Source organism: Streptomyces sp. NPDC033216 (genome assembly GCF_055577115.1).
Genome location: NZ_JBVIQK010000015.1, coordinates 151,591 through 172,871, shown reverse-complemented (window position 1 = coordinate 172,871; position 21,281 = coordinate 151,591). Strand labels below are relative to the sequence as shown.

Annotated in this window: 16 protein-coding genes and 1 pseudogene; 10 read left to right on the top strand and 7 right to left on the bottom strand. The window is 71.2% G+C overall.

The genetic code is table 11. The annotated features are described in order from the left end of the window. Positions 1–268 precede the first annotated feature (268 nt). Together ACZ5Y0_RS25500 and ACZ5Y0_RS25495 are read right to left on the bottom strand one after the other, a co-directional pair. Complete coding sequence (locus ACZ5Y0_RS25500; RefSeq protein WP_469130993.1) at positions 269–691, bottom strand: organic hydroperoxide resistance protein; 423 nt, start codon at positions 689–691, stop codon at positions 269–271. Between the two features lie 210 nt (positions 692–901). After that, entirely contained in the window at positions 902–1,927 is a 1,026-nt protein-coding gene (locus ACZ5Y0_RS25495; protein WP_469130992.1) for a hypothetical protein, read from the bottom strand. 792 nt (positions 1,928–2,719) lie between these two features. Between ACZ5Y0_RS25495 and ACZ5Y0_RS25490 the strand changes: the two genes are divergently transcribed. The 7 genes from ACZ5Y0_RS25490 (at position 2,720) to ACZ5Y0_RS25460 (ending at position 12,607) form a co-directional block, all read left to right on the top strand. Further along, entirely contained in the window at positions 2,720–3,898 is a 1,179-nt protein-coding gene (locus ACZ5Y0_RS25490) for an ROK family transcriptional regulator (RefSeq protein ID WP_469130991.1), read from the top strand. A gap of 50 nt (positions 3,899–3,948) precedes the next feature. Then, positions 3,949–5,262, top strand: coding sequence for an ABC transporter substrate-binding protein (locus ACZ5Y0_RS25485; RefSeq protein ID WP_469130990.1), 1,314 nt, complete (start codon positions 3,949–3,951; stop codon positions 5,260–5,262). A 21-nt stretch (positions 5,263–5,283) separates the two neighbouring features. After that, positions 5,284–6,198, top strand: a complete 915-nt coding sequence (locus ACZ5Y0_RS25480) for a carbohydrate ABC transporter permease (protein ID WP_469130989.1) — start codon at positions 5,284–5,286, stop codon at positions 6,196–6,198. After that, a complete protein-coding gene (locus tag ACZ5Y0_RS25475) occupies positions 6,195–7,109 on the top strand; it encodes a carbohydrate ABC transporter permease (RefSeq protein ID WP_469130988.1) in 915 nt (304 codons plus the stop codon). The genes ACZ5Y0_RS25480 and ACZ5Y0_RS25475 overlap by 4 nt, the downstream gene beginning before the upstream one ends. Positions 7,110–7,166: 57 nt before the next feature. Continuing rightward, positions 7,167–8,969, top strand: coding sequence for an alpha-galactosidase D (locus ACZ5Y0_RS25470; RefSeq protein ID WP_469130987.1), 1,803 nt, complete (start codon positions 7,167–7,169; stop codon positions 8,967–8,969). Between the two features lie 63 nt (positions 8,970–9,032). Next, entirely contained in the window at positions 9,033–11,402 is a 2,370-nt protein-coding gene (locus ACZ5Y0_RS25465) for a glycosyl hydrolase family 95 catalytic domain-containing protein (protein WP_469130986.1), read from the top strand. After that, complete coding sequence (locus tag ACZ5Y0_RS25460) at positions 11,399–12,607, top strand: SGNH/GDSL hydrolase family protein (protein WP_469130985.1); 1,209 nt, start codon at positions 11,399–11,401, stop codon at positions 12,605–12,607. Before ACZ5Y0_RS25465 ends, ACZ5Y0_RS25460 begins: the two co-directional genes overlap by 4 nt. A gap of 623 nt (positions 12,608–13,230) precedes the next feature. Here the strand turns inward: ACZ5Y0_RS25460 and ACZ5Y0_RS25455 are convergent. Continuing rightward, a complete protein-coding gene (locus tag ACZ5Y0_RS25455) occupies positions 13,231–13,956 on the bottom strand; it encodes a dienelactone hydrolase family protein (protein WP_469130984.1) in 726 nt (241 codons plus the stop codon). Between the two features lie 470 nt (positions 13,957–14,426). Next, positions 14,427–14,597: a DUF5670 family protein gene (locus tag ACZ5Y0_RS25450; RefSeq protein ID WP_030933194.1), complete on the bottom strand. Its 171-nt coding sequence runs from the start codon at positions 14,595–14,597 to the stop codon at positions 14,427–14,429. A 347-nt stretch (positions 14,598–14,944) separates the two neighbouring features. Between ACZ5Y0_RS25450 and ACZ5Y0_RS25445 the strand changes: the two genes are divergently transcribed. Then, positions 14,945–16,222, top strand: a complete 1,278-nt coding sequence (locus ACZ5Y0_RS25445) for an APC family permease (RefSeq protein WP_469131008.1) — start codon at positions 14,945–14,947, stop codon at positions 16,220–16,222. Positions 16,223–16,417: 195 nt separating this feature from the next. Here the strand turns inward: ACZ5Y0_RS25445 and ACZ5Y0_RS25440 are convergent, their stop codons facing one another. Further along, positions 16,418–17,725 carry a helix-turn-helix domain-containing protein gene (locus ACZ5Y0_RS25440; RefSeq protein WP_469130983.1) on the bottom strand — a complete coding sequence of 436 codons (1,308 nt, stop codon included), beginning with the start codon at positions 17,723–17,725 and terminating at the stop codon, positions 16,418–16,420. A gap of 719 nt (positions 17,726–18,444) precedes the next feature. On the opposite strand from ACZ5Y0_RS25440, the pseudogene ACZ5Y0_RS25435 reads away from it, so the two are divergent. Continuing rightward, positions 18,445–18,879, top strand: a pseudogene (locus ACZ5Y0_RS25435) (PAS domain-containing protein); the annotation flags it as partial. Positions 18,880–18,894: 15 nt separating this feature from the next. Continuing rightward, positions 18,895–19,212, top strand: a complete 318-nt coding sequence (locus tag ACZ5Y0_RS25430; RefSeq protein WP_469131007.1) for a LuxR C-terminal-related transcriptional regulator — start codon at positions 18,895–18,897, stop codon at positions 19,210–19,212. A 131-nt stretch (positions 19,213–19,343) separates the two neighbouring features. Here ACZ5Y0_RS25430 and ACZ5Y0_RS25425 read toward each other — a convergent pair whose 3' ends face one another. After that, positions 19,344–19,862: an RNA polymerase sigma factor gene (locus ACZ5Y0_RS25425; RefSeq protein WP_469130982.1), complete on the bottom strand. Its 519-nt coding sequence runs from the start codon at positions 19,860–19,862 to the stop codon at positions 19,344–19,346. Positions 19,863–19,922: 60 nt separating this feature from the next. After that, positions 19,923–21,254 (bottom strand): phthiocerol/phthiodiolone dimycocerosyl transferase family protein, encoded by a 1,332-nt coding sequence (locus tag ACZ5Y0_RS25420; RefSeq protein WP_469130981.1) that lies wholly within the window; start codon positions 21,252–21,254, stop codon positions 19,923–19,925. Positions 21,255–21,281: the final 27 nt, after the last annotated feature.

The following is a 21,281-nucleotide window of genomic DNA, read 5'->3' as shown; positions in this document are numbered from 1 at the left end:
GTTTTCTCTCGGATCACGGCCCCCCGTCACGGACGGCCGTCCCTGGCCGTCCAGGGACGGCGCAGCCTCCTGGCGCGTCGGCGGGTGGCCTGTTCGCGGTGAACGGCACTGCCGGACAGCGCGTCGGGGAGGAGACCCCTCGCCCCGCCCGTCCCGGCCGGTGCGCACGGGGTATGCGGAAACGGAGGCAGGCCCCGCACGAGTGGCGCTTACACGTGCGGGGCCTGCGGCTCCGGGGCGCGGACCGGTGGGAGGCGAACCGGGGAGGTCAGACGGCGACGGCGTTGATGGTGACGGGTATGTTCCCGCGGACCGCCTTGGAGTACGGGCAGATCTGGTGCGCCGCCTCGGCCAGTTCGACGGCCTGGTCCTGAGTGACGCCGCCGACCTGGAGGTTGAGGACGGCAGCCAGCGAGAAGCCGTCCTCGCCGTGGTTCAGCGTCAGATCGGTGTCGATCTCGGTACTGGCGAGGCGGATTCTGCGCTCAGCGGCAGCGACCCGGACCGCGCCCAGGAAGCAGGCCGCCCAGCCTGCCGCGAACAGCTGCTCGGGATTGGTCGCGGTACCGGCGCCGCCGAGTTCCTTGGGCAGCGCCAGATCGGTCTCCAGCAGACCGTCGTCGGACTGGGCTCGGCCGCCGTTGCGGCCTTCGCCGGTGACCTTCACATGGGCGGTGTAGCTGTTCGGCATGGCAAGTCCTCTTGGCAAGGGGTGGGAGGGACGCAAGGGGTGCGTGCGTCGGTGAACCTCGCGGCGGGTCGCTCTTCGCGGCACGCGCTCGATCGGTGAACTCATACTTTCAACCTGCGTAGTCACCAGTCAAGCCGGTGACGAATGCGAGTGGGTGATGTGCGGCATACCGCCGTCCCGGGACGGCGGGGCCGGTGAACCCTGCGGTGGTCAGCCGGTGACCGCACGGCGTCGCGCAAGGTGTGGAGGCAGAGCCAGTACGGTCCCGGCGACCGCCGCCCATGCCGCCAACGTGAGCACGGGGGCGGCCAGGTGCGAACCGCCGTAGTAGCTGAGATCGGTGATGGCGCGAACGGCGGCGCCGGGCGGCAGCAGCGCCGAGATCGCCCGGGCCCCGGCAGGCAGGAGATCGGCACCGATGACGGCGCCACTGGTGGCGTTGCCGACGGTCAGCAGCACCAGCGTGGTGATCGGCAGCCCGATCGGCCCCAGAAGGGTTCCCAGGAGGGTGGTGGTGAATGCCGCCGAGGCGGCCAGCAGGGCCAGAACGGACATGAGGGGGACCAGTGGTGCCGGGGCGGAGCCCAGGACGGGGCCGACGAGGATCGCCCCCACGATTCCGATGGCGCCAGAGGCGCCGGTCAGCAGGAAGAGCCGGTGGCGCAGCCGCATGACGGCGGCCAGGCCCAGGACGTTCGAGCCGAGGACGAACCCGGCCAGGGATACCCCGAAGGCCACGTAGAAGCCTGCCAGGCCTCGGGCGTCGTGCTTCGCCAGCGGGATGACGTCCTGGGTGGTGACCTGGGCTCCGGTCTGCTGGGCGTAGGTGCTGACGAGGTGGCCCACGGCCGAGGTGGTGGACGTGCCGGCGGCTCCCGCGATCTTCAGGCTCAGGCGGTCGGGAGTCTCGGTGCTGAGCACCGCCACGACATCGTGGCGCTCCAGTGCTTCCTGTGCCGTCGCGGCGTCCGCGGCCGGGTGCACCTCGACGGCGCCGCCCAGGGCCCGGTGCACCTGACTCGGCAGATCGGGGCCGGTGACGGCGATGGGCACCTGGTGCGGCTGCGGATCGCGCTGGAGGCCGACGTAGCACGCGATGAAGGCCGCCGCGACGATCAGGGAGATCAGGGTCGGCTGGAGCCACGCCTTGAGGGGCGTTCGGCGGGTGCCCTGGTCGGGCTTCGGGACTTGCTCTGCCGCTGGAGGGAGCGTGTGCTCGCGCTCGGCAGTAGTCATGGCGTGACCTTCGGGGGGGAGGCGGGGGTGGACGGGTGGGGGAGCGGGAGGCGTCATGCCCCATTCGTAATAGGAGCATATGCTCGTATCTCGGGGTCGGCAAGGGTGCACCCGGCTCGACCACGAGCGAAGTGGTCCGCTCGGCCGGCCGCCACCGGTTCACCCCCTCGACGTCGAGCCGTGGCCTGCCCGGACAGCTGGAGCACGCCAGGGAGTCTTCGCCCGTGCGGCAGGATGTGCCCGCGGGTGTGCGCGTGCCAGGCCCTGCTCCCCGCGCCGAGCCGCCGTCCCGCCCTGTCGGCTGCCGCGTGCGGGGGCGGGAGCCGACCGCGCGCCGGACCCAGGGAGGGTGGCCGTGGCGGGCGCCGCCGTCGACCGGCTCCTCGCCGACCGGCGCCCGCCCCCGAAGCTGCTCGCCGGCTGCCGTCGGTCACGAGGAGGTCCTCGGCCTCCGCCCGGCCGACCGGTCTCCCCACGCACCTGCCGGGCCGCCCGTGTCGTAGCGGCACGGGACGTAGGTCGCGCGGGGTCGACGCGAGCCGGATCCCGCGTCAGCGGGCGCGGCGGATCATCGGCATCAGGCCTCACGTGCGTGGCGACGAGGGACGAAGAGGGCGGGCGTCGGGACAGGGCTGCCGGGGAGAAGCCGAAGACCAGATACATCCTTTGATCGCATGACAGCAACCCACCTGTGGACGTCATTTGAAAGCAGGGAAGGGCTCTTAGTCAACCTTCAAGAGAATCTTGCTTCTTTCATTGACAGCGGAAAATAAGCCGCCTAGGTTCCCGGCCATGTCCTCGCCACCTCGTGCCGAGACGTTCCCGGCCAACACACCGGCCGTCTCGCAGATCTTCCTCACGGCCCTCTCCCACGGCCCGCTCACCCGCTCGGAGTTGGCCCGGCGGGCCGGACTGTCCCCAGCCGCCGTGACCAAGGCCGTACGGCCCCTCATCGAGGCCGGATACCTGGTGGAGAGCGCCGACGAGGACGCCCGTCCGACGCTGGGCAGGCCCGCCGGCCTGGTCCGGGTCGACGGTGGACGGGCCCTGTTCATCGGGATCAAGGTCACCGGCGACGAGGTCATCGGGGTCCTCACGGACCTGTGTTGCCGGGTGCTGGTCACCCGGCGCCTGCCGCTGGCCGACCGCGCACCGCGGGCGGTGCTGACCACACTTGCCGCACTGACGCAGGAACTGCTGGCCGAGGCGGACGGCCTGGGCGTCCACGTCGTGGGCGCGGGCGTCGCCGTCTCCGGTGACGTGGACCGAGCGCAGGGCGGAGTGCGGTACTCGCCGTTCCTGGAATGGCGCGAGGTGCCGCTCGCCGAACTGGTCGCGATGACCACCGACCTGCCGGTCACCGTCGACAACGACGTGCGGGCCCTCACCGTCGCCGAGCAGTGGTTCGGCGCGGGCGTGGGCCTGTCCGACTTCGCCCTTGTCACCCTCGGCGCGGGTATCGGCTGCGGCCTGGTCGTGCACGGCCGGGTGGTCGCCGGGGCGCACGGCGTGGCCGGCGAGATCGGACACGTCACCGTCGACCCGGCCGGTCCCCCCTGTCACTGCGGCAACCGCGGCTGCGTCGAGGCCATCGCGGGCGACGCCGCCATCGTCGACCGGATCCGCGCCGTCACCGGAGCCGAGGTCGCCGACGTCGTGGAGGCCGCCGCGCTGGCCCACGACGGCGTCCTTGGGGCGCAGGAGGCGTACGCCAGGGCGGGCGAGGCGATCGGCCGGGGCATCGCCACCGTGGCCAACCTGTTCGGTCCCGAACGCGTGATCATCTCCGGCGAGGGCCTGACCGCCTACGACCTGTTCGCCGTGCAGATCCGCGAGGCGTTCACGACGGCCGCGTTCGGCTCCGCCGCCGAATGCGACGTACAGACCCGCCCGCTGCCCTTCGAGCAGTGGGCACGCGGGGCCGCGGCCACCGCCATCCAGTCCTACATCGGATCAGGGCAACACCAGTGAGTGCCCCGACCCCCGTCACCAGATCGAACCCGCACGTGCGAGGAGCATCCATGACGCAGCAGACCCGCCCATCACCGGTTGCTCCCGGACCCGGGCGCCGCAAGGTCGTCGGCACCCTGTTCGGCCTCCCGGCCGCCGCCCTGGCCGCGCCCGTCCTCACCGCCTGCGGAGGGGGACCGTCGGCCGACCCCAAGACGGTCACCTTCGGATCCAACGGCGCGGACGCCACCCCGAAGTCCGCCTACGCCGCCCTGACCAAGGCATTCTCCCAGGAGTCGGGCCTGACGGTGAAGACGAACACCGTCGACCACGACACCTTCCAGAAGAGCATCACCAGCTACCTCCAGGGCACCCCCGACGACGTCTTCACGTGGTTCGCCGGGTACCGCATGCAGTACTTCGCCAAGAAGGGCCTCGCGAGCCCGCTCGACGAGGTGTGGGACACCATCGGCGACGGCTTCACCGACGCCGCCAAGCAGCTCTCCCGCGGCGAGGACGGCAAGTACTACTTCGTGCCGCTGTACAACTATCCGTGGGCCGTCTTCTACCGCAAGAGCCTGTTCGCCGAGCGCGGCTACCAGGTCCCCCGGACCTGGGACGAGTTCACGGCCCTGGCCAAGCGCATGCGCAAGGACGGCCTCTCACCGGTCGCCTCCGGTTACGGCGGCGGCGACAGCTGGTCGATCCTCGGCGCCTTCGACTACCTGAACCTGCGCGCCAACGGCTACGACTTCCACATGTCGCTGATGCGCGGCGAGACCTCCTGGACAGACAAGCGCGCCGTCCGCGTTTTGGACCTGTGGCGCGAGCTGACCCCCTATTACCAGAAGAGCGGCGGAGGCCGGTCCTGGCAGGACGCCGCCCAGTCGCTGCTGGACAAGAAGTCCGGCATGGCGGTCATCGGCCTCTTCCTCGGCCAGCAGGTCACCGACGAGAAGATCCGCGCCGACCTCGACTTCTTCGCTTTCCCCGAGATCGACCCGGCGCACGGCCAGGACGCCGTGGAGGCGCCCACCGACGGCTTCATGCTCAGCCGCCGGCCGAAGAACGAGAACGGCGCCAAGAAGTTCCTGACCTACCTCGGCGGCGCGGGCGCGGAAGAAACGTACATGGGCGTCGACCCCAGCAACCTCGCCGTCAACGAGCGGGCGGACACCGGCTCGTACAACGCGCTCCAGAAGAAGTCGGCCGAACTCATCGCCTCCGCCAAGCACATCAGCCAGTTCGCCGACCGCGACAGCGACCCCGGCTTCATCTCCACCGTCGTCCTGCCCGGCCTGACCGAGTGGCTCGACCACCCGGACGACGGCACCGCCACGCTGAAGAAGATCGAGTCGCAGCGCTCGCGCTTCTTCACCTCCTGACCCGGACGGAAAGGTCCGCCCGTGTCCTGCGCACCGTCCTCACCCTCCCGCCTGGGCCGTGGTGACCGCCTGTTCCTGGCGGTCGTCATCGGTCTGCCCCTGCTCGCGCTGCTGGTCTTCGTCTGGCTGCCCGCGCTCGCCTCGATCGCGCTGTCCTTCACCACCTGGGACGGCCTCGACCTGTCCGGCATCCACTGGACGGGCGTCGAGAACTACACCGAGATCCTCACCAACTACCCGCCGTTCTGGCCGGCCGTCGGCCACAACGTGCTCTGGCTGCTCTTCACGGCGCTGCTGCCGACCCCGTTCGGCGTCTTCCTCGCCTACCACCTCGACCAGAAGATCCGGTTCACCCGCTTCTACCAGACCGCGATCTTCCTGCCGATGGTGCTGTCCCTGGCCGTCGTCGGCTTCGTCTGGGAGATCATCTACGATCCCGACACCGGACTGCTCAACAGCCTGCTGGACGCGGCCGGCGCCGGTCACCACGTCGACTGGCTGGGTGACCCCGACCTCAACCTGTGGGCCGTGCTCGTCGCCTCCGCCTGGCGTCACACCGGTTACATCATGATCCTCTACCTGGCCGGCCTGAAGAGCTTCGACCCGGCCCTGAAGGAGGCCGCCGCCCTCGACGGCGCGAACGGCCGCCAGACCTTCTTCCGCGTCGTCCTCCCCGTCCTGAAACCGGTCAACGTCATCATCGTCGTCGTCACGGTCATGGAGTCGCTGCGCGCCTTCGACATCGTCTACGTACTCGGCGGCGGCACCGGCAGCAAACCCGGAATGGAACTCCTCTCCCTGCTCATCACCGACAACATCATCGGCGAGTCCGGCCACATCGGATACGGTTCCGCGCTCGCCGTGGTTCTGCTCCTCGTCTCCCTGGCCGCGATCGGCGCGTTCCTCGTGCAGACCTTCCGCAAGGAGGACGCATGACGACGACCACGCCCCGCCCCGCCTCCCCGACCCGTCCGAAGCACCCGGCCGCCCCGGCCCGCCCGCGCCGCGACACCGGCCGCCACCTGCTGCTCGGCACGATCTCCGTCGCGTGGCTCGTGCCGCTGCTGTGGGCGGTCTACACCTCGCTGCGCCCCTACGGGGACACCGCCGAGCACGGCTACTTCTCCTGGCCGCACAGCCTGAGCCTGCAGAACTTCACCGACGCCTGGTCCCAGTCGGGCATGCCACGTTTCTTCTGGAACTCCGTCCTCATCACCATCCCCGCCGTCCTCGGCACCCTGCTGTTCTCCGCGGCCGTCGCCTTCTTCGTCACCCGCTTCGACTTCCGCCTCAACCTCGCCCTGCTGATGCTGTTCACCGCGGGCAACCTGCTGCCCGCCCAGGTCCTCATCACCCCCCTGTACCGCCTCTACCTCCTGATCCCGCTGCCGTGGTGGATGAGCGACAGCCTGCTGCTGTACAACTCCGCCTGGGGCATCATCGCCATCCACATCGCCTACCAGTGCGGCTTCTGCACCTTCGTCCTCAGCAACTACATGAAGACGATTCCGCGGGAGATCACCGAGGCGGCCCTGGTCGACGGGGCCCCCGTGTGGCGGCAGTTCTTCCAGATCGTCCTGCCGCTGTGCCGCCCGGCCTTCGCCGCGCTCGCCACCCTCGAATCGATCTGGATCTACAACGACTTCTTCTGGCCGCTCACCCTCATCGAGACCGGTGACAAGCGGCCCGTCACCTCCGCCCTGGCCAACCTCCAGGGCCAGTACTTCACCAACCCCAACCTGATCGCGGCCGGCGCCCTGATGACCGCGATCCCCACCCTGCTGGTGTACTTCGCGCTCCAGCGGCAGTTCATCAGCGGACTCACCCTCGGCTCGGGCAAGGGCTGAGCCGCCCCTCCCCGCCGGAAAACCCACCGGGAAACCCACCCTCAGGAGGCACGACCCATGCGGTCATCCTCGTACTCCGTCCTGCCGGCACGCTCTTTGAGAGCCGTGGTCGTGCTGACCCTCGCCGCAGGCCTCGCGACGACCGCCCCGGCCGCCCACGCCGACACCGGCACCGGCGTGCCGGTCGTGGCCGACAAGCCCTACATGGGCTGGTCCAGCTGGAGCATGCAGTCGTCGAAGTATCCCGGCCTCAACCCGGACGGCGACTACAGCTATCTCACCGAGGCCAACGTCCTCAAGCAGACGAACGCCCTGGCCGCCAAGCTGAAGAAGTACGGCTACGAGTACGTGAACATCGACGCCGGCTGGTGGCGCGACCAGGCCTGGAAACCGGAGTTCGACCAGTACGCCCGCCAGAAGGCCGACCCCGACCGCTTCCCGCACGGCATGAAGGCGGTCGCCGACCACATCCACGCCAACGGGCTCAAGGCCGGCATCTACCTCCCCGTCGGTCTGGAGAAGGAGGCGTACGACGACGGCAAGTCGCCGATCTGGAACGCCGAGGGCTGCACCACCGCCGACATCGTCTACGACGACCTGCGCACCACCAACGGCTGGGACAGCGCCTACAAGATCGACTTCTCCGATCCGTGCGCGCAGAAGTACGTCGACTCCCAGGCACAGCTCTTCGCCGACTGGGGCTACGACTTCCTCAAACTCGACGGCGTCGGCCCCGGCTCCTTCAAGAGCGGCGACCACTACGACAACGTCGCCGACGTGGCCGCCTGGCAGAAGGCCATCACCTCCACAGGACGCCCGATCCACCTGGAGATCTCCTGGTCCCTCGACATCGGGCACGCCGCCGACTGGAAGAAGCATTCCGACGGCTGGCGCATCGACACCGACGTCGAGTGCTACTGCAACACCCTCGTCAGCTGGGAGAACTCGGTCGACGACCGGTGGAACGACCTCCCCGCCTGGACCCGGCACGCCGGCGCCGACGGCTGGAACGACCTCGACGCCCTGGACGTCGGCAACGGCGAGATGGACGGCCTCACCAAGGCCGAACGGCAGAGCTACGCCACCCTGTGGGCCATCGCCAAGTCCCCGCTGTACACGGGTGACGATCTCACCCGCCTGGACTCCTACGGCCTGTCCCTGCTGACCAACAAGGAGGTCATCGCCGTCAACCAGGGCGACACCCCGCCGGCACACCTGGTCACCGCCTCCGACCCGCAGCAGGTGTGGGCGGCCAAGAACCCCGACGGCACCTACACCGTCGCCCTGTTCAACCTCGCCGACGCTCCCGCCGCGGTCACCGCCGACTGGTCGGCCCTCGGCTTCACCGGCAAGGCAGCCGTCCGCGACCTGTGGAACCACGAGAACCTCGGCACTTACCGGAACAAGATCACCCAAGCGCTGCCCGCGCACGGCTCCCGCCTGTTCACCGTCACCCCGAAGGGCGCCGCGGTCTCCCTGACCGGCTACGAGGCCGAGTCCGGGGACAACACCCTCGGCGGCAGTGCCTCCGTCGGCAACTGCTCGGCCTGCTCCGACGGCAAGAAGGTCGGCAACCTCTACCTCGGCGGCAAGCTCACCTTCAACGACGTCGTCGTCCCCGAAGCGGGCACCTACCAGGTGCGGATCTCCTACATCAGCGGCGACGCCCGGTCGGCGTCCGTCTCCGCCAACGGCGGCGGCGCGGTTCGTCACACGTTCGCCTCCACCGGCGACTGGGGGACCGTGTCGACCGCGACCGTCCCCGTCGCGCTGAAGGCGGGCGCCAACACCCTCACCGTCGACAGCGGCTCCGGCTACGCACCGGACATCGACCGGATCGACGTACCGAAGTCATCCTGACCGTCCACTCCGGGGGCCCGGCCCGCCCCGCCGGGCCCCCTTCTCCCGAGCCCAGGAGCCGCCATGAGCACCAGCACCCCCGAACCCGGCAGACGCACCCTGCTCGCCCTGGCCGCGACCGCCGGCCTCGCCGGCGCCCTCGGTGGCCTGCCCGCCTTCACCGCCTCCGCCGCCCCGCAGCGTCCCGCCGAGGATCCGGCGGTGGACGGCGAGGCCCGGCACGTCCTGTGGTGGCAGGCCCCCGGCGACGCCCACTCGATGATCGAACAGGGCCTGCCCGTCGGCAACGGCCGCCTCGGCGCCCTGACGGGCAACGACCCCGGCCGCGAACTGCTCCTGATCAGCGACGCCACGATGTGGACCGGCGGCCTCAACGACACCCTCGACGCCGACGGCCAGTTCCCCTATGGCCGCGACGACTTCGGCTCCCTCACCCTCCTCGCCCGCCTCACGGTCGACCTGCCCGAGCACGACCTGGGCTCCGTCTCCGGCTACCGCCGCACCCTCGACCTCGACCGGGGCGTCGTCACCACCACCTACGTCCGATCCAAGGTGACCTACCGGCGGGAGGTCTTCGCCAGCCGCCCCGACGACGTGATCGTCGTGCACTTCACGCAGAGCGGCGGCGGGCGCCACACCGGCACGATCACCCTGGCGGGCACCCACGGCGAGGATCCGGCGCTGTCCTTCGGCTCCGCCTTCCCCAACGGCCTGCGCTACGGCGCCGCCGTCACCGCGCACGGCAGCGGCGGCCGGGTGAGCGTACGCGGCGACCGGATCGACTTCGCGGGCTGCCGGGAGCTCACCGTGGTGGTCAGCGGGGGCACCAACTACGCGCCCGATGCCGAGGCCGGTTACCGCGACCCCACCCTCGACCCCGCCAAGCTCGCCCGCAGCAAGGTCCGGGCCGCTGCCGCCCACTCCGCGGCGACCCTGCGCCGCACCCACGTCGCCGACCACCGGAGCCTCTTCCGCCGGTTCGACCTCGACCTGGGCGCCTCCACGGAGCGGCAGCGCGGGCTGGACACCTGGGAGCGCCTCAACCTCCGCCACACCAGCGGCGACCCCGACCCGGAACTGGAGGCCGCCTACCTCCACTTCGGCCGCTACCTGATGATCTCCGGCTCCCGCGGCAGCCTCCCGATGGGCCTGCAAGGACTGTGGCTGGACGGCAACGACCCGGACTGGATGGGCGACTACCACACCGACATCAACATCCAGATGAACTACTGGATGGCCGACCGCACGGGGCTGTCCCCGTGCTTCGACGCTCTCACCGACTACTGCCTGGCCCAGCTCCCCGCCTGGACCGACCTCACCCGCCGGCTGTTCGGCGATCCCCGCAACCGCTACCGCAACTCCTCCCGCCGGGTCGCCGGCTGGACCGTCGCCATCTCCACCAACCCCCACGGCGGTGGCGGCTGGTGGTGGCACCCGGCGGGGAACGCCTGGCTGTGCAACACCCTCTTCGAGCACTACGAGTACACCCTCTCCCGCACCCACCTGGAGCGCATCCACCCGCTGCTGAAGGGCGCCTGCGAGTTCTGGGAGGCGCGGCTGGTCACCACCACCGTGCCGGGCGGCACGAAGGAGGTGCTCATCGCCGACAGCGACTGGTCGCCCGAACACGGGCCCCTGGACGCCAAGGGCATCACCTACGCCCAGGAACTGGTCTGGACGCTGTTCGGCAACTACGCGCACGCCGCAGCCCTGCTGGAGCGGGACCGCGACCACGCCGCACGGATCACCGCGCTGCGCGACAAGCTGTACCTGCCCGAGGTCAGCCCGAAGACCGGCTGGTTGCAGGAGTGGATGTCACCGGACAACCTCGGCGAGACCACCCACCGTCACCTGTCCCCGCTGGTCGGCCTCTTCCCCGGCGACCGCATCCGCCCCGACGGCTCCACCCCCGACGAGATCGTCGAGGGAGCCACCGCCCTGCTGACCGCCCGCGGCACCGAGAGCTTCGGCTGGGCCAACGCCTGGCGCGCCCTGTGCTGGGCCCGCCTGAAGAACGCCGACAAGGCCTACCAGCTCATCGTCAACAACCTGCGCCCCTCCACCGGCGGCGCCAACGGCACCGCCTTCAACCTGTTCGACATCTACCAGACCGAGCCGGGCCGCGGCATCTTCCAGATCGACGCCAACTTCGGCACTCCGGCCGCCGTGAGCGAGATGCTGCTGTACTCCCGCCCCGGCCACCTGGAACTCCTCCCCGCCCTGCCCGCCGCCTGGGCCGCCTCCGGGTCGGTCACCGGCCTCGCCGCACGCGGCGGATTCCTCGTCGACCTGGCCTGGAAGGCCGGCGAGCCCACGTCGGCCCGGATCCGCAGCACCGGCGGCAGAACCACCACGGTCGCCTTCGCCGGGACCTCGCGCACGGTCGCCCTGAAGCCGGGAGAGTCCCTCACGCTGAAGGGCTTCACCCGATGAGGGCCCGGCTCGCGAGCGCCGCCGCACTGGCCGCCGTACTCCTCACCGCCGCCGCGACCCAGGCCGTCTCCGTACCGGGCGCCACGGCGGCAACGCACGACGTGGTCACCTGGGGCGCGAGCGCCGACCGGCTCGGCGACGGCGCGCCCGACCGCGCCTACCGGCTGGTCGTGCGCACCAGCGCCGGCGGCGGCGACCTGCGGATCCGGCTCTCCAACGTCTTCGGCGACCGGCCCCTGACCCTCGACAGCGTCTGGGCCGGAACCCAGCAGTCGGGCGCACGACTCGTACCCGGCAGCAACCGGCGGCTCACCTTCGGCGGCGCCCACTCCGTCACCGTACCGGCGGGCAGGACGGTGCTCAGCGACGCGCTTCCCGGCCGTCGGCCCGCCGGAGCGAACCTCGTCGTCAGCCTGCACAGCCCCGACGCGGGCGGCCCGGCGACCGGCCACGGCATGGCGATGCAGACGTCGTACACCACCCAGGGCGACCACACCGCCGAGGAAGGCGCCGACAACTGGACCGGCACGACCGGTTCCTGGTACTACCTCGACGCCGTCACGGTACGCACCGCGGCCCGGACCGGCGCCGTGGCCGTGCTCGGCGACTCCATCACCGACGGCTGGCAGTCCACCTCCGACCTCGACCGCCGCTGGCCCGACTACCTCGCCCGCCGCCTCCAGCGGACCGGATCCGACGTCCAGGGTGTCGCCAACGAGGGGATCTCCGGCAACAAGGTCCTCGCCGACGGCGCCGGGCAGAGCGCCCTGAACCGGCTCGACCGGGACGTGCTGTCGCTGCCGGGTGTGCGCACCGTGTTCCTCTTCGAAGGCGTCAACGACCTCAAGGCCCACACGGGTGTCACCGCCGCCGACCTCATCGCCGGCTACCGGCAGGTCATCGCCCGGGCTCACGCGGCCGGTAAGTGCGTGGTCGGCGCCACGATCGCCCCGTTCAAGGGCTGGTCCGAATGGGACCCCGCCGCCGAGGCCGTACGGCAGAGCGTGAACGAGTTCGTCAGGTCCGGGGGCGAGTTCGACGCGGTGACCGACTTCGACCGCATACTGCGCAGCCCCTACGACCGTGAACGCGTGCTCCCCGTCTTCGACGGCGGCGACCACCTCCACCCCAACGACAAGGGCATGCAGGCGATGGCGGACGCGGTGGACCTCACCGCCCTGGCCTGTCCCCACCCGCCCTCCTGACCGGCTCGTTCCGCTGTCGATTCCTGGCTGGACGAAACCCCGTCCGGCGCGGCGCCGCCCCGGCCGCAGAGGGCGGGGCGGGACCGCCGGGCGGCCGCGCATCGGCAAACGGTCGGCCACCCGCCCCCGGACCGACACGACGGGGCGCGCGCCGGCGCCGACTGCCACGACGAGCACGCGCACCCGTGGCCGAGGCACGGACGGGTGCCCCCGACCGGGCGGCCCGCCACGCACGCCCCGACGAACCGCGCACGGCCTTCGACTTCGACCACCTCACCCCGCGCCGACCACCTGCGTGAGGCGATCGGCGGCGATCTCGTGGCTCCCGAAACGTGACCACGTGAACCCTGCACGGGATACGGCTCACGTCCTCGCTCGCGCGCCGGGGATGCACCCCCGGCGGGCTGGGACGCGGGGCACACCTGGGCGCCGACATGTGAGCGACACGTTCTGCCGTGCCGCCGAGCCGGCAGGTTGGCGCGGCGGCACGGCAGGACGTATCTGGCAGGCGGGGGCGGTAGGAGTGGTTGTGCAGCCGGCAACCGCCGTCGAGGAGGCCGCAACCCGTCCTCGACGACGGCGTCCTGGCCGACACCGCCTACCGTCCGCCGGACGGCCCGGCCTCACTTCAGGTGTCGGTCCAGGAACCGGCACCCGTCCTCCAGCTCGAACCACGGGGTGCCGGTGTGCCCTCCCGGATTGGCGTGCAGCGTCTTCTCCTTGCTGCCGAAGGCGTCGAACAGGTCCAGGGCCCGCTGCCGGGGATTCCCTTCGTCGTCCCATTGCAGCAGGAACAGCAACGGGATGGTGACTTGGCGGGCCTCCGCGCGCTGGGCACGGGGCACGTACCCCCCGGCGAAGAAGCCCGCGGCCGCGATGCGCGGCTCGACCACCGCCAGCCGAATGCCGAGGGCTGCCCACCCCCCGGAGTATCCGACCGGACCGCCGATCTCGGGCAGCTCGAGGAGGGCGTCCAGAGTGGTCTGCCATTCCGGGACCGCGTTCTCGACCAGGGGGCCGATGAAGGACTCGAAGATCTCGTCGACCGGCTCGCCGGCCCGCATCGCCCGCCGGAGGTCGATTCGGGCCTGCTCGTCGGCGGCGGAACGGGGACGGTCACCGCACCCGGCGGCGTCGATGGTGGCCACCGCGTAGCCGCGCGCCGCGGTGTACCGGGCGCGGGCCACCAGCCGGGGTTCCGCCTTGGGCAGACCGTTGTTGTGGGCTATCAGGACCAGCGGGGCCGGTGCGGCGGATCCTGGCGTCCACAGGGTGCCCGGGATCTCGCCGAGGGTGAATGCGCGCTCGAGGACGCCGTCGTCGAGGCGCTGTTCGGAAGTGAATCGCACGGTCGTGCCTTTCGGGAGTGCTCTGAACGGCGCTCCCGGACGACCTATCGTCCGACCGTGACCCCGGAGGGGAGCACCCATGTCGATTCTGCGTCCACGGGTACCACCTCCTCGTTCTCTCGCACGGCCTCCGGAAAAGTAGCAGTGGCCGGGGTGGTCCGCCAACGGGTTATCGCGGAGGGCACGTCCGCCTGCTGAGCCGCGGGCCGCTCGGGCCGGCTCCGTTGCGGCGGCTGCTCCCACGCCGGCCCCGGGGCATCGCGAGCAGGTCGGCCGGCGAGGTGTCGGGGGGCTGGGGCCCGGTGTCTGGAGGCGCAGGTTCCACTGCTTCACCGGGCCCCGGCTATGAGCCCTGGTGCCCGGCAAGGTGGTGGTTACACCGTTTGCCCGGTGAGATGGCCTGATCCGGGTCATGCGCGTGGGCCCCGGGATGTGCCCGGGGCCCACGGACCGGCTGCCGTACGGCGCGGTTACCAGCGGTACCAGCGGCCCTTGCGGCCGCCCGTGTCCGCGGAGCGCATGACGAAGCCCAGCAGCCAGACGACCAGCACGATGACGGCGATCCACCACAGTGCCTTGAGCGCGAAGCCCGCGCCGAAGAGGATCAGAGCCAGCAGCAGAACGAGGAGCAGGGGAACCATATGTATCGACCTCCGTGACTCCTCGTGCCCGGCGACGGGAAGAACACACGGTCGATACCCCTGGTTTCTTCACCGTTCCCGCGGGAAGTCGACTCGGCCCTCGTGCCGGTTCCACCCTGACGGGGGCTGTCCCGGATGGGCGACCCCCGTCCGTGACACGCGGCCGGTGTGACGCGGCGCATCCGTGCGGCGATCGGAGCCCGAGCGTGCATCCCGCGATACGGGGGACACGGGCCGGTATGGCGAGAAGAGTCGGGAAAAGAGTGTCGGCGCAGGCGGCGGCGGAGACGGGGGCACAAGGAGGGGCACAGGAGGGGACGGCCCTCAAGCGCGCGCTGACGACCCCGCTGCTGTATTTCTTCATCCTGGGCGACGTGCTCGGCGCCGGCGTCTACGTCCTGGTCGGCCAGGTCGCGGCCGACGCCGGGGGAGCGGTGTGGGTACCGCTGGTCGTGGCGCTGCTGCTGGCGCTGCTGACCGCTGCCTCCTACGCCGAGCTGGCGACGAAGTACCCACGGGCGGGCGGAGCCTCCCACTACGCGACGCGTGCCTTCGGACCGTTCGCCGGGTTCGTCGCGGGCTTCTGCATGCTGGCCGCAGGCATCGTCTCCGTGGCCGCACTCGCCCGCGGCTTCGGCGGCGACTACCTGTCGTCCTTCGTGACACTTCCCGTGGGGCTCGTGGCCGTGCTGTTCCTGGCCCTGCTCGCCCTGGTCAACGCGCGGGGCATCAAGGAGTCGACCCGCGCCAACGTGGTCGCCACCGTCATCGAGGTGGGCGGACTGGCCGTCATCGTCGGTCTCGGAGCGTGGCTGCTGCTGCGCGGCGACGGCGACGTGGGGCGGCTCACGCAGCTCGGCACTCCGCAGAAGGGGGCGGCGGCGGCCGTGCTGAGCGGGTCGGTACTGGCGTACTACTCCTTCGTCGGGTTCGAGACCTCGGTGAACGTCGCCGAGGAGACCCGCGACCCGCGGCGTTCCTACCCGCGCGCCCTGTTCGGCGCCCTCGCCACCGCCGGGGCCGTCTACCTGCTGGTGGGCATGGCCGCGTCGGCGGCGGTCCCGACCGCCCGGCTGGCCGGGTCGAGCGGGCCGCTGCTGGAGGTCGTCGAGGAGGCGGGCGGCGTCCCGCCCCGCCTGTTCAGCGCCATCGCGCTCGTCGCCGTGGCCAACGGCGCGCTGCTCACCGGCATCATGTCCTCCCGCCTGGCCTACGGCATGGCGAAGGACGGGCTGCTGCCTGCCGCGCTGGCCAAGGTGCTGCCGGGCCGCCGTACGCCATGGGCCGCGATCGCGGTCACCACGCTGCTGGCGATGCTCCTCGCGCTCACCGGCAGCGTCGCCACCTTGGCATCCACCCTGGTCCTGCTGCTGCTGGTCGTCTTCCTCATGGTCAACGCGGCGGTGCTGGTACTGCGCCGGGACCCGGGCGAAGCCGACCACTTTCGGGCCCCGACCGTACTGCCGATACTGGGCATCGCCTCCTGTGTCGTGCTTGCCACGCAGATCGAGGCCCAGGTGTGGCTGCGCGGGCTGACGGTCCTGGCCGTCGGAACGGTGCTCGCCGCACTCACCGCCGTGCGGCGAACCGGGCGGGCGGACGGGAACGTGCGGGACGCCGGCTGAACGGGCGTCGCCCCCTCAGTCGGCCAGGACGACGCGGCCCAAGGCCTCATGGGCGTGACGTCGCTCCCAAGAGCCTGGGCGAGGGACGCGACCGCCGTCCGGCCCCGGCCGGGCGGGCCCGCGCCGCCGGGGCGCCTGGTCTCCCGCCGGCCGCCGACGAACCGCGGCGGCGCCTCGGGCTCGTTCCACGACTGGTCACCGGCCGCTGCCCCGCGCCTCACTCATCGACCCGGAGGCGCCGCTGGAGTGAGGCCGTGCCGCCGTCGCCGTCGGCGCCGCGGGGGAGCGGACGTCGGCCAGGGTGGTGGCGAGGGCCTGCCAGACGTGGGCCGCCAGGTCGAGGTTCTTCGACTCCGTCGCCTGCCGGCCCAGCCGTTGCAGGACCGCGATGCCCTCGTCGACGCGGCCCGCCAGGATCATCAGCCGGCCGTCGAGGACCGACAGCCGTACCCGGTCGCGGTAGGAGAGGCGCAGGTCCTCCTCGGACAGCAGGGCGTGGCTGAGTGCGCGGGCGTCGTCCACCTGGCCCTTGTGGAACGCGAGATGGGCCTGTAGAGCTCGTAGTTCCTGTACTTGCAGGGGAGTGCCGATCAGGGCGAGGACACATGCCGCCTCGCTCAGCCAGCGGTCGGCCGCGGCCACCCGGGGCGGTGACATCTGTAGCGCGGCAGCGGTGGCGGCGGCCCGCAGACGGGTCCACAGGTTCAGGTCGTCCTTGCCTTGGAGGAGGTGCAGAGCCGTTTCCAGTCTGGTCCGGGCGGCTGCGTGGTCGCCCTGGCGGTTGCTGACCATGGCCGCCGTCCACAGTGCCTCGGCCGCCTGGGCCGGAGTGGCCTCGGGCAGCAGGTCCCGCTCCAGTTCGTCGACGTGCCGTCCGGCCGCTTCCAGTCTGCCGACTTCCGTCTCGATGCTGATCAGCACCATCAGGGCGGCCATGGTGTCGGACACCGACAGTCCCTCGGCGCGGGCGATGGACAGCGCCTCCACGGCCGCCGGTTCCGCTGCCCGCATGTCACCCAGGGCACGGGTGCAGCGGGCGTACTGGACGAGCGACCGCGCCCGGAGTTCCGCAGCCTTCAGCAGGTCGCTCAGCTCGATGAGTTCCCGCAGCTGTGCGCGCTCCCGCTCGTAGTCGCCGTCGCGGCCGACGGCGCGGCTCAGCAGCCACAGGGCCTGCCAGCGGGCGGCGGGATCGTCGCCGGTGTCCTCCTCGACCGCACGACTCAAAGCCGCTGTGTCGTCCATGCCGGGCGGCGCCGATGTCACGGCGGCCAGCACCGCCGTCAGAGACCTGCCGTCCGAGGGCTCGGTCAGCGCGGACGCGTCGACACCGAGACGCCGGGCGAGATACGTGACGGCGCGCTCGGTGGGGCGTCGTTCACCCGACTCCAGGCGTGACAGGTATCCCGTGGACAGGCCTTCGCCGACGAGGTTGGCCTGGCTCATGCCTCGTTCCAGCCGGAGCCTCTTCAGTCGGCGGCCGAAATGCGGCTGTTCGAGCATCTCCCTCCTTTGATGCCGGAGTGTCGTCTGCGGGGCCTTCATCCCCGGATCGCCCGCTCGGACGGATGAAGTTGTCAACACTCTACGAAGCCTCCGAAAGGGGAGCAAGCTGTTTTGTACAGGTCAACTCCCCTGTTCAGAAGCCTTTCTCGGTGATCCGGCCCCAGGTGTCGGCCATGGTCGCGCGTGCCGAAGAAGCGCCAGGCACACGGGAGTTGACAGGTTGCCCAGGTCACTTGGCAAACCCTTGTCACGGCGGTTGCCGCGCGCTTAGGCTCGAAGGCGCCGTCCTGATGCGATTCCCCTACCCGCCTCGCGGAGGTATTCGTGCTGCGTCACGCCCGACCGGGCTCATCGCAAAGGCCGATCGTCCGGCCGGTCGTGGTCGCCGGTTCCGCCGGTATCACGGGGACAGTGGCGAACGAGGCGTCGGCTCCCCCGGGTGGCGGCGCTGCGGGCCCGGTCCCGCCCGCTGTGCCAGGCGGCTCTCCCTCAGGGCCGGGCGGCGAGATCGAATGGCCCTGACAACGTTATCAAGGTGTCGGCCGTCCCAGTGCCGGTACCTCTGCTCCTGATCTGCTCCGGGAGTCCCGCGACTGCCGCCGGCCTCCCGTAACGACGCGGAACACCTGGCTCCGGGCCACCCCCGAGGTGGCGCGCGCCAGCACCGGGCGTCCGCCGGCACCCCGGCATCAGCGCACCCGGTCCGCTCCGCGCTCGTGACCCCTTCCCAGCCCTCCACGCGCAGGAAGAAGGACGGTACGTCAGTGGCGACCACGAGTTTCCCCGACGCTTCGCCCCGCAGGAAGAACCAAGCCGCACACCCGACTCCCCGCGTCCACCGCGACACCGACAGGGGCAGCGCACCGCGTGATTCCGCGCCACGGGGTGCCTGCACAGCGCACGTCTCCCCGGGGGACATCACCGTCAGGGCCGCGGACCCGGAATTCGCCCGCCTATTCGGTCTGAGCACCGGCGAGATATGCGGGTCGAGTCTGCTCGACCTTCTCCGGTCGTCCGTTCCCGCACGGTTGCGGGAACAGTTCGTCGCGCTTTCCTCGGGCCGGCGCGGGCGATTCACGGAAACGGTCACTGGCCGGGACGGCAGCGGCCGCACCTTTTCCGCGGAGGTATCCGCGAAGGCGGTCAGAGGCCCTTCCGGTGAAATCGTGCGTGTCGTCGTCCTTCTGCACCGCACAGCAGAGGAGCGGCGGCCGGGAAGCGACAACGCGCCGGTGACCTCCGACGGACCCGTGCTCAGCGTTCTCGACGCACAGGTCCTGGAAGGTGTGGCCGGCGGCGAGTCCACGGTTCAGCTGGCCTCCCGTCTCTATCTCAGCCGTCAGGGAATCGAATACCGCGTCGGGCAGATGCTGCGACGGTTCGACGCCCCCAACCGCCCCGCCCTGGTGGCGCGTGCGCACGCGCTCGGGATGTTCGCCGCCGGCCAGTGGCCGCCGCGTGTCCTTCCGGAGCGCGTGAAGTAGGAAGGAGCGGCGAGCGTCGACTCCCGGTGCGGCGGCCGTGGCGGTGACTCCCGCCACGGCCGCCGCCGCAGGGGCACGGCGCCCGGCGTCACGCGTGCCGGACCGCGCCCCGGCGACGGACGGCGCCCGCCTCATGCCGCCGAGGGCTGCCACTCTTCCTGGAATCGGCGGCGGGCCCGGAAGAGGCGCGAGCGTACGGTGCCCACGGGCAGCGAGAGGACCTCGGCCATCTCCTCCTCGTTGAGCCCGTAGGAGCGCAGGGTGAGGACCTGCCGGTGCGCCCGGGACAGACGCTCCAGCACATCGGTGACGTACACCGCGTCCATGGGGTTCGTCTCCTGTCGCGACTCCAGTTGCGGGCAGGTCTGTTCCTCGCCGTAACGCTTGGCGGTGCGAATCGCCTCGCGGATCGTCACCGAGCGCACCCAGCCGTAGAACGCCGCCGGTTCGCGCAAGCCTCTCAGGCCGCGGTAGATGGCGAGCAGGGCTTCCTGTGTGGCGTCGGCACCGTCGTCGTGGGTGACGGAACGGCAGATGCGCGCGACGTACGGCGTGATGGCGGTCAGCAGATGGTTCATGGCGTGCTCGTCGCCCGACTGGGCTCGGGGGAGCAGTGTCAGGGGGGAGGGGAGGTCGCTGACGGTGGTCATGTCGGGGTAGGGCTCCTTACGGCGCCGGGTCGGCGTGTCGTCGAGCGGAGGGGGTGGTGCTCAGTCGGCGGCCGCGCGGGCGGGCTCGGTCTCCGCCGCGCTCGCCAGGCCGAGGAGCCCGCTGCGCACGTCGTCGCGGAAGGCCTGCATGAAGGACCGGCTGAAGCAGGCGGTGTGGTGCGGGAACTCGATGGCGAGCCGCCCTTCGAAGGAGACGACGCACGCCATGACGGGACTGCGTCCTGCCTGCGGGAAGTAGTGCTCGCGGGCGGGTGCGAGGCGGACGTCGGCGGCCTCCAGTCCCCTGGGCAGCCGCGGTCCCGGGACGACGCCCATGTTGGTGACGATCACCGTGGCCAGTTGCAGCGCGGGGTTGCGGGGGATCTCCGGTGTGATGCGCATCTCGTGGAAGTGGTCACCGCGCGAGATGAAGTCGTTCAGGCGGGCGTGGACGGTTCGCGCCAGGTCCAGGGGGTCCGAGGTCCCGGACACGTCGAGGGTCTGGAGGTGGGTGGTGACCGCGGGCACCATGTCCGACGCGGGCAGCGGTGGGGACAGCCGGGAGCGCAGGTCGACGGGGGAGAGGCAGCCGAGCGTGCGGGGGCCGTCGCCGTCCAGGCGACGCCTGGCGGTGGCCAGTAGTGTCGCGGCGATCAGCGCGTGCACGGAGACGCCGCAGGTACGTGCCGTGCGGCGCAGACGGGTGGTGAGTCCCGTGTCCAGGGTCAGTCGGCAGACCTCGATGCGCCCGTCCACGGCCGCGCCCTCGCCTACCGCTCGGCCGGTGGCGGAGGCACGCCGCACGTCGTACGGCACCAGCTCGACCGAGTGCCGCCTCGTCTCCTCGACACGGGTGTCGAGGTACTTGGCCGTGTCCGCCTCGTCGGCCGCGGGCAGCAACCGACTGACGGGCCGCGGCCATCGCGGCGATCCGGACTCCGAGGCCTCGATACCGCCTTCCCCGTCGACCAGCGCCCGGTAGCGGTCCCACAGCGCATTGTGCAGCGCGATGCTGCTGTGACCGTCCGTGACGGCATGGTCGACGACCAGCACGAACAGGTGACTCTCGCCGTCCGGCGCGCTGACCAGGACGGCACGGCTCAGCGGCCCTCCGACGGGCAGAGGGCTGTTCAGCTCCACCGCGTACGCCTCGTCCTCGTCGCCGGTGCGGGTGACCAGGTGGGGCCGCTCGTCCTCGTCGAGCAGGCGCAGCGCGTGACCCGCGCCCTCCTCGACGATGCGGGAGCGAAGCATCGGGTTCCGCTGCGTCATGGCGTCGAAGGCGGCCGACAGCGCCTCGACGTCGACGCGTCCGCGCAGGGCGCAGGACAGGACGGCCCTGCTTCTCTGGCCCACGTAGAGGGACTCAACCGGACACAGCGCACGGTGCATGCCGTCAGCCTTCTTTCCGTCGTCCGT

Bases quoted from the DNA above. Each gene is read 5' to 3' on its own strand.
- ACZ5Y0_RS25420 (WP_469130981.1), bottom strand. From the start codon at position 21,254: ATGCACCGTGCGCTGTGTCCGGTTGAGTCCCTCTACGTGGGCCAGAGA.
- ACZ5Y0_RS25475 (WP_469130988.1), top strand. From the start codon at position 6,195: ATGACGACGACCACGCCCCGCCCCGCCTCCCCGACCCGTCCGAAGCAC.
- ACZ5Y0_RS25465 (WP_469130986.1), top strand. From the start codon at position 9,033: ATGAGCACCAGCACCCCCGAACCCGGCAGACGCACCCTGCTCGCCCTG.
- ACZ5Y0_RS25500 (WP_469130993.1), bottom strand. From the start codon at position 691: ATGCCGAACAGCTACACCGCCCATGTGAAGGTCACCGGCGAAGGCCGC.
- ACZ5Y0_RS25470 (WP_469130987.1), top strand. From the start codon at position 7,167: ATGCGGTCATCCTCGTACTCCGTCCTGCCGGCACGCTCTTTGAGAGCC.
- ACZ5Y0_RS25425 (WP_469130982.1), bottom strand. From the start codon at position 19,862: ATGACCACCGTCAGCGACCTCCCCTCCCCCCTGACACTGCTCCCCCGA.
- ACZ5Y0_RS25460 (WP_469130985.1), top strand. From the start codon at position 11,399: ATGAGGGCCCGGCTCGCGAGCGCCGCCGCACTGGCCGCCGTACTCCTC.
- ACZ5Y0_RS25485 (WP_469130990.1), top strand. From the start codon at position 3,949: ATGACGCAGCAGACCCGCCCATCACCGGTTGCTCCCGGACCCGGGCGC.
- ACZ5Y0_RS25440 (WP_469130983.1), bottom strand. From the start codon at position 17,725: ATGCTCGAACAGCCGCATTTCGGCCGCCGACTGAAGAGGCTCCGGCTG.
- ACZ5Y0_RS25490 (WP_469130991.1), top strand. From the start codon at position 2,720: ATGTCCTCGCCACCTCGTGCCGAGACGTTCCCGGCCAACACACCGGCC.
- ACZ5Y0_RS25450 (WP_030933194.1), bottom strand. From the start codon at position 14,597: ATGGTTCCCCTGCTCCTCGTTCTGCTGCTGGCTCTGATCCTCTTCGGC.
- ACZ5Y0_RS25495 (WP_469130992.1), bottom strand. From the start codon at position 1,927: ATGACTACTGCCGAGCGCGAGCACACGCTCCCTCCAGCGGCAGAGCAA.